This is a genomic window from Nocardia sienata NBRC 100364 (assembly GCF_001613205.1).
In the GTDB taxonomy this organism is placed as follows: domain Bacteria; phylum Actinomycetota; class Actinomycetes; order Mycobacteriales; family Mycobacteriaceae; genus Nocardia; species Nocardia sienata.
Genome location: NZ_BDBX01000073.1, coordinates 1 through 6,440, shown reverse-complemented (window position 1 = coordinate 6,440; position 6,440 = coordinate 1). Strand labels below are relative to the sequence as shown.

Below are 6,440 nucleotides of genomic sequence, written 5' to 3'. Positions count from 1 at the left end.
TTTCACGAGCAACCCCACCCCGAGTCTCGCCGGTTCCCGGTCCGGAGTGCTGACAACCCCCCGGCGGCAGCTGCTGGACCCGCCGCCGTCGGTCTACTCCGTGGGTTCGACGCGCACCTCGCCCCACCCCGCGACGTCCTGCGGTTTCCGTGGCCCCGGACCCGTGTAGATCGCCGCCGGCCGGACCAGCTTGCCCAATTTCTTCTGCTCCATGATGTGCGCGCACCAGCCGGCGGTCCGGCCGCAGGTGAACATGGCCGGCATCATATGTGCCGGAACCTCGGCGAAGTCGAGGATGACCGCGGCCCAGAATTCGACATTCGTTTCGATGGCGCGGTCGGGCCGACGTTCGCGGAGTTCGGCCAGGGCGGCCTGTTCGAGGGCGGCGGCCACTTCGTAACGCGGCGCGGCCAGGCGGGCGGCGGTATCGCGCAGGACCCGGGCGCGCGGGTCCTGGGCCCGATAGACCCGGTGACCGAAGCCCATCAGCTTTTCCTTGCGGTCCAGGATCCCTTTGACCAGCGCGCGGGCATCACCCGTGCGTTCCACCTCTTCGATCATGGGCAGGACCCGGGCGGGGGCGCCGCCGTGCAGCGGGCCGGACATGGCGCCGATGGCTCCGGAGAGCGAGGCGGCCACATCGGCGCCGGTGGAGGCGATGACCCGGGCGGTGAAGGTGGAGGCGTTCATGCCGTGTTCGGCCGCCGAGACCCAGTAGGCATCGATGGCCTCGGTGTGGCGTGGATCGGGGTCGCCCTTCCAGCGGGTCATGAAGCGGTCGGTGACCGTGGTGCATTCGTCGATGCGGCGCTGTGGAACGGCGGGCTGGTAGATACCGCGGGCCGATTGCGCCACATAGGACAGTGCCATCACCGAGGCGCGGGCCAGGTTTTCCCGGGCGGTGGCGTCGTCGATATCCAGCAGTGGCCGATATCCCCAGATGGGGGCGAGCATCGCCAGGCCGGCCTGGACGTCTACGCGCACGTCGCCGGTGTGCACCGGCAGCGGGAACGGTTCGGCCGGTGGGAGGCCGTGCCCGAATTCGCCGTCGACCAGCAGGGCCCAGACATCGCCGAAGGTGACCCGGTTGCCGACCAGGTCCTCGATGTCCACGCCGCGGTAGCGCAGCGCGCCACCGTCCTTGTCCGGTTCGGCGATCTCGGTAGTGAAGGCGACCACCCCCTCCAGGCCGCTGACGAAATCGTCCGGCACCACGCCGGACCCCGATACCGCGGATTTGGTGGTCATACGCGACTCTCCTCTCAACAGAACTCTAGCGCCGAGCTACCCGGGAGTAACGTCTGGCCCATGGCCGATGTGGAGGAGACGGGTGCCGATCTCGGCGCGATGCGTGCCGAATACGGTGCGGGGCATCCGGGTTCGCGGAACTGCGGACCGTTGCTGGGTGTGCACGACACGGAACTGGACGAACTCTCGGTGGCCGCGGGCTGGGAGCCGCTGCTGCGGCTGTGGATAGAACAGGCGACCGTGGCCGGAATCGCCGAACCCAATGCCATGGTGCTCGCGACCGTCGCCGGGTCCGGGGTGAATGCCCGCCCGGTGACACGCACGGTGCTCTGCAAGGGCCTTTCACCGGAGGGTGTCACCTTCTATACGAACTACGAGTCGGCCAAGGGCGCCCAGCTCGCGGCGACGCCGTACGCCTCGGCGACCTTCCTGTGGCCGCAGCTGGCCCGCCAGGCCCATGTCCGCGGCCGGGTGGACCGGGTGCCCGCCGAGGTGACCGAGCGGTACTGGCGGTCGCGGCCGCGGGAATCCCAGCTCGGCGCGTGGGCCTCGCGTCAGTCCGAACCGATCGGCTCCCGCGCCGAGCTCGACGAACAGCTGGCGCGGACGACTCGGTGTTTCGCCGCGGTGGACGAGGTGCCCGTTCCTCCGCATTGGGGCGGTTATCTGCTGCGTCCCGACGAGGTGGAGTTCTGGCAGGGGCAGCGCGGGCGGTTGCACAACCGGATCGTGGTCCGTATCGACGACGCCGGTATGTCGGTGCGGCGTCTCCAGCCGTGACGAAGCGAGCGGACCGGTCGCCGGTCGTGTCCAGACCCGTTACATCTTCTCCGGTGATGTTTCGCACGGTTTCGCCGACAGGCTTGTGGGTACGCTCTGTGAGCGGTGCCGAGCGGCGCTTTCCGTGGATCTGGCACGGGCGTTGTCCACAACCGGCCGGGGTCGGTTTACATGGGCATTTTCCCCGGTCACAGCCATACCGGCCGCCAGGCGAACCGCTGAATCTCACGCCCGCGCGGCGCGATTGTGAGATCGGTGCGCGGGTACCCTCCCCACCGGTCCCGGCGGAGCAAGGACTAGCGTCTACCGGTAACGCACCGTGTGTCGTCCGCACGCGATGCCGACGGTCTTAAGCCTGAGAGGGAACCTTCCGTGCCCGAGAATCACATCAATGACGCCAAACCGGTTCTCACCTACCCCGGTGGCGAATACCCAATGACGATCGCGCAGGCCGCCGAAGGAAACGACGGTATCGATCTCGGCAAGCTGCTGGCCAGCACGGGATATACGACCTACGACCCGGGATTCGTCAACACCGCGTCGACCAAATCGGCCATCACCTATATCGATGGCGAACAGGGCATTCTGCGTTACCGCGGTTACCCGATCGAGCAGCTCGCGGACAACTCGACTTTCATCGAGGTCAGCTATCTGCTCATCTACGGCGAACTACCCACCCAGGATCAGCTCGAGGATTTCACCGATAAGATCCGCCGGCACACCCTGCTGCACGAAGACCTGAAGCGCTTCTTCGACGGCTTCCCCCGTAACGCGCACCCGATGCCCGTCCTCTCCTCGGCGGTCAACGCGCTCTCGGCCTACTACCAGGACTCGCTGGACCCCCGCGACCCCGAACAGGTCGAACTGTCCACCATCCGGCTGCTGGCCAAATTGCCCACCATCGCCGCGTACTCGTACAAGAAGTCGGTGGGTCAGCCGTTCCTCTACCCCGACAACTCGCTGTCGCTGGTGGAGAACTTCCTACGGATGACCTTCGGTTTCCCGGCCGAGCCCTACCAGGTCGACCCGGAGATCGCCGCCGCCCTGGACATGCTTCTCATCCTGCACGCCGACCACGAGCAGAACTGCTCCACCTCCACGGTCCGGCTGGTCGGCTCCTCCGACGCCAACCTGTTCACCTCTGTTTCCGGCGGTATCAACGCGCTGTGGGGTCCGCTGCACGGCGGCGCCAACCAGGCGGTGCTGGAGATGCTGGACGGTATCCTCACCGCCGGCGGTGACGTCAAGGAATTCATCCGCAAGGTCAAGAACAAGGAAGACGGTGTGAAGCTGATGGGCTTCGGGCACCGGGTCTACCGCAACTACGACCCGCGCGCCGCGATCGCCAAGAAGCACGCCGACACCATCTTGAGCAAGCTCGGCAGCGATCCGCTGTTCGATATCGCCCAGGCCCTCGAAGAGGCCGCGCTCACCGACGATTACTTCGTCGAGCGCAAGCTCTACCCGAACGTCGATTTCTACACCGGCGTCATCTACAAGGCCATGGGCTTCCCGACCCGCATGTTCACCGTGCTGTTCGCCATGGGCCGGCTTCCGGGCTGGATCGCGCACTGGCGGGAAATGCACAGCGAAGCCATCAAGATCGGCCGTCCGCGGCAGATCTACACCGGCTATGGTGCACGGGACTATTCCGAAATCACCAACCGCTGAATCGATTGAATCGAAGGGGATTCAAGGTATGAGCAAACCGGAGATCGAATTTCAGGCGGGTCCCCCGCCCACCGAGCTGGTCATCAAGGACATCACCGTCGGCGAGGGCCCGGAAGCCGTCCCCGGCGGCACCGTCGAAGTGCATTACGTCGGCGTGGAATTCGATACCGGTGAGGAATTCGATTCGTCGTGGAACCGCGGCGAATCGATCACCTTCCCGCTGCGTGGCCTGATCCAGGGCTGGCAGGACGGAATTCCGGGCATGAAGGTCGGCGGCCGTCGCCAGCTCACCATTCCGCCGGAACTGGCCTACGGCCGCGCAGGTGGTGGACACCATCTGTCCGGTAAGACCCTGGTCTTCGTGATCGACCTGCTGGACGCCAAGTAGGTCCGTGCGCCGGGCCGGCATCTCTCGGCAACCCGACTCGACCCCGGAGCTGCGGCTCCGGGGCCGAGTTCGGCTTTCGGCGCGGTCTTCTCGGCGTCTCCGGACATGACCTGGAAGTTCCCCGCATCACCGCTACCTCGGAGTACGGCCGCCCGGTGTAGTCTGCCGGCTCCCGGGGCTTCGGTGCTGACGCTGCCGCCTCCTTACGCCGGCCCCACGGTCCCCGGGACGACACGACTCGGCAGGACCAGAACCAGCCGGACCCCACCGAGGGTGCCGTCGTCGAAATAGGCCCGGCCCCCGTGCAGCTGGGCCTGCTGGGCCACCAGGGCCAGGCCCAGGCCGGATCCGCCCTTGCTGGCCTGGCTGCCTCGGGCGAAGCGGGCGAAAACGGTTTCGCGTTCCTCGGGCGCCAGCCCCCTCCCGTTGTCGTCGATCGAGATGACGATGGTGTCGTCGGCGGCGCGGTGGGCCGATAGCAGCGCCTCGGTGGCGCCGCCGTGTCTGACGGAGTTCTTGACGGCGTTGTCCACCGCCAGGCGCAGGCCCGCGGGCAGACCACGGGTGACGAGTTCGGCGTCGGTGTCTATCCGGACGGTCACCCCGGGGTAGTGGCGCATGGCGTCATGGGCGGCCTGATCCAGCAGCTCCGCGATATCGGTATCGATATGGTCGCGTTCGGAGGTCAGATCACCCGAGGCGAGGCGCTCCAGCGCGGCCAGCGTGGTCTCCACTCGCTCCTGGCTGCGCTGCAGATCGGCGAGGATCTCGGCGCGCTGGGATTCGTCCAGATCGAGGGTCGCCAGCACCTCCAGGTCGGTGCGCATCGCGGTCAGCGGGGTGCGTAGTTCGTGCGCCGATACCGCGGCGAAATCCCGGGCGGTCTCCAGGGCGGCAGCCGTTTCGGTCTGTGCCTGGTCGACCCGGCGGAGCATGGTGTTCACCGCGTCGGCCAGCTGTTCGGCCTCGAGCACTCCGGAACTGTCGACGGGTTCGGGCGTGGCGTCGCCGTACCCGGTGCGTGCCCCGACCTGGCGGGTGAGCACCACGATCGGCCGGACCGCGCGCCCGCCGAACAACCAGCCCAGACCGGCCGCGGCCGCGATCGCGAGCAGACCTCCGAAGAGCACCCAGCGTTGCTGTTCGGCGGTCATCTCGGCCGCCTCCGCCGCAGGGATACCCAGCGAAACCGAGCGGCCGGCGGGCTGATTCTCCGTGGTGGTCAGCACCCGGTACGGAGTGTCCTCCACGGTGACCGTCTTCGCGCCGGGCTCCAGATCCGGCAACTCCACGGAACTGGACGCGAGGACCCGGTCCTCGTCCCGGACGGTCAGCGCCATATTGCGGTCGGGCCCGAGCAGGTTCACCACCCCCACGGCGACCACCGGCTCGATCAGCACCAGCCGCGAAGCGATTCGCAACTGCTGGTCGGTCTGCTGCAGGTTGTTGTGCTCGATGGCGGGAACGGCGATCGCGCTCACCACCGCCACGATGAGAACCGCCCCGGCCGCCGCCGCCCCGGCGACCCGGGCGCGCAGCGAATACGATCGGCGGCGTCTTCGCCCGGACCCGCCGCCGATCACTTCGTCTCTCGCAGCACGAACCCGACGCCGCGAATGGTGTGCAGCAGCCGGGGCGTGCCGTCGGTTTCCAGTTTGCGGCGCAGGTAGCCGACGAAGACGTCCACCACATTCGTATCGGCGGCGAAATCGTAGCCCCATACCAGTTCCAGCAACCGTTCCCGGCTCAGCACCACACCGGCGTTACGCGCCAGGGTCGACAGCAGTTCGAACTCACGTTTGGTCAGCTCGATCTCCTGGCCGTTCAGCATCGCCCGATAACCTGCCGTATCCACCTGGAGCGGACCGACCGAGACGATATCCGGAGTTCCCGGAGCGGTGGCGGTATCGGTGCGCCGCCGCAGCAGCGCCTTGATCCGCGCGACCAGCTCCGCCAGGACGAACGGTTTGACCAGATAATCGTCGGCGCCCGACTCCAGACCCGCGATCCGGTCACCGACCGAACTGCGTGCGCTCAGCACACAGATCGGTACCTCGTTCCCCATCGCGCGCAGGGCCGTCACCACCCCGGCCCCGTCCAGCACGGGCATATTCATATCGAGGACGACAGCGTCCGGCGCCTCCTCGGACACCGCACGCAACGCGGCCGCCCCGTCCCGGGCGATACTCACCCGGAACCCGGACAATCTCAGACCCCGCTCCACCGACGCGAGAACATCCTCGTCGTCGTCGACAACGAGCACCGCCGGATTGCTGATCCGCTCCGTCACGTCATCTATTATCTCTGGCGCCGCCTGCGGCGGCGCGGGGTTGAGGCTGTGTTTATCGGCGCG

At 67.3% G+C, this 6,440-nt stretch carries 6 protein-coding genes; 3 read left to right on the top strand and 3 right to left on the bottom strand.

Features of this window, described 5'->3' with window-relative positions; all coding sequences use genetic code 11:
* Positions 1–93: 93 nt before the first annotated feature.
* Complete coding sequence (locus NS4_RS29155; RefSeq protein ID WP_063062694.1) at positions 94–1,248, bottom strand: citrate synthase 2; 1,155 nt, start codon at positions 1,246–1,248, stop codon at positions 94–96.
* Positions 1,249–1,308: 60 nt separating this feature from the next.
* Here NS4_RS29155 and pdxH point away from each other — a divergent pair, with 60 nt between their 5' ends.
* The 3 genes from pdxH (at position 1,309) to NS4_RS29140 (ending at position 4,087) form a co-directional block, all read left to right on the top strand.
* The gene (gene pdxH, locus NS4_RS29150; RefSeq protein WP_063062693.1) at positions 1,309–2,028 is read left to right on the top strand and encodes a pyridoxamine 5'-phosphate oxidase; all 720 of its coding nucleotides are present in this window, start codon (positions 1,309–1,311) and stop codon (positions 2,026–2,028) included.
* Positions 2,029–2,400: 372 nt separating this feature from the next.
* Complete coding sequence (locus NS4_RS29145; protein WP_084487827.1) at positions 2,401–3,699, top strand: citrate synthase; 1,299 nt, start codon at positions 2,401–2,403, stop codon at positions 3,697–3,699.
* Between the two features lie 28 nt (positions 3,700–3,727).
* Positions 3,728–4,087, top strand: coding sequence for an FKBP-type peptidyl-prolyl cis-trans isomerase (locus NS4_RS29140; protein WP_030522790.1), 360 nt, complete (start codon positions 3,728–3,730; stop codon positions 4,085–4,087).
* 203 nt (positions 4,088–4,290) lie between these two features.
* Here NS4_RS29140 and NS4_RS29135 read toward each other — a convergent pair whose 3' ends face one another.
* Both NS4_RS29135 and NS4_RS29130 read right to left on the bottom strand, forming a co-directional pair.
* Positions 4,291–5,667, bottom strand: a complete 1,377-nt coding sequence (locus tag NS4_RS29135; protein ID WP_084487828.1) for a sensor histidine kinase — start codon at positions 5,665–5,667, stop codon at positions 4,291–4,293.
* Positions 5,667–6,377 (bottom strand): response regulator transcription factor, encoded by a 711-nt coding sequence (locus tag NS4_RS29130; RefSeq protein ID WP_063062692.1) that lies wholly within the window; start codon positions 6,375–6,377, stop codon positions 5,667–5,669. Before NS4_RS29130 ends, NS4_RS29135 begins: the two co-directional genes overlap by 1 nt.
* Positions 6,378–6,440 lie beyond the last annotated feature (63 nt).

Bases quoted from the DNA above. Each gene is read 5' to 3' on its own strand.
- pdxH (WP_063062693.1), top strand. From the start codon at position 1,309: ATGGCCGATGTGGAGGAGACGGGTGCCGATCTCGGCGCGATGCGTGCC.
- NS4_RS29155 (WP_063062694.1), bottom strand. From the start codon at position 1,248: ATGACCACCAAATCCGCGGTATCGGGGTCCGGCGTGGTGCCGGACGAT.
- NS4_RS29140 (WP_030522790.1), top strand. From the start codon at position 3,728: ATGAGCAAACCGGAGATCGAATTTCAGGCGGGTCCCCCGCCCACCGAG.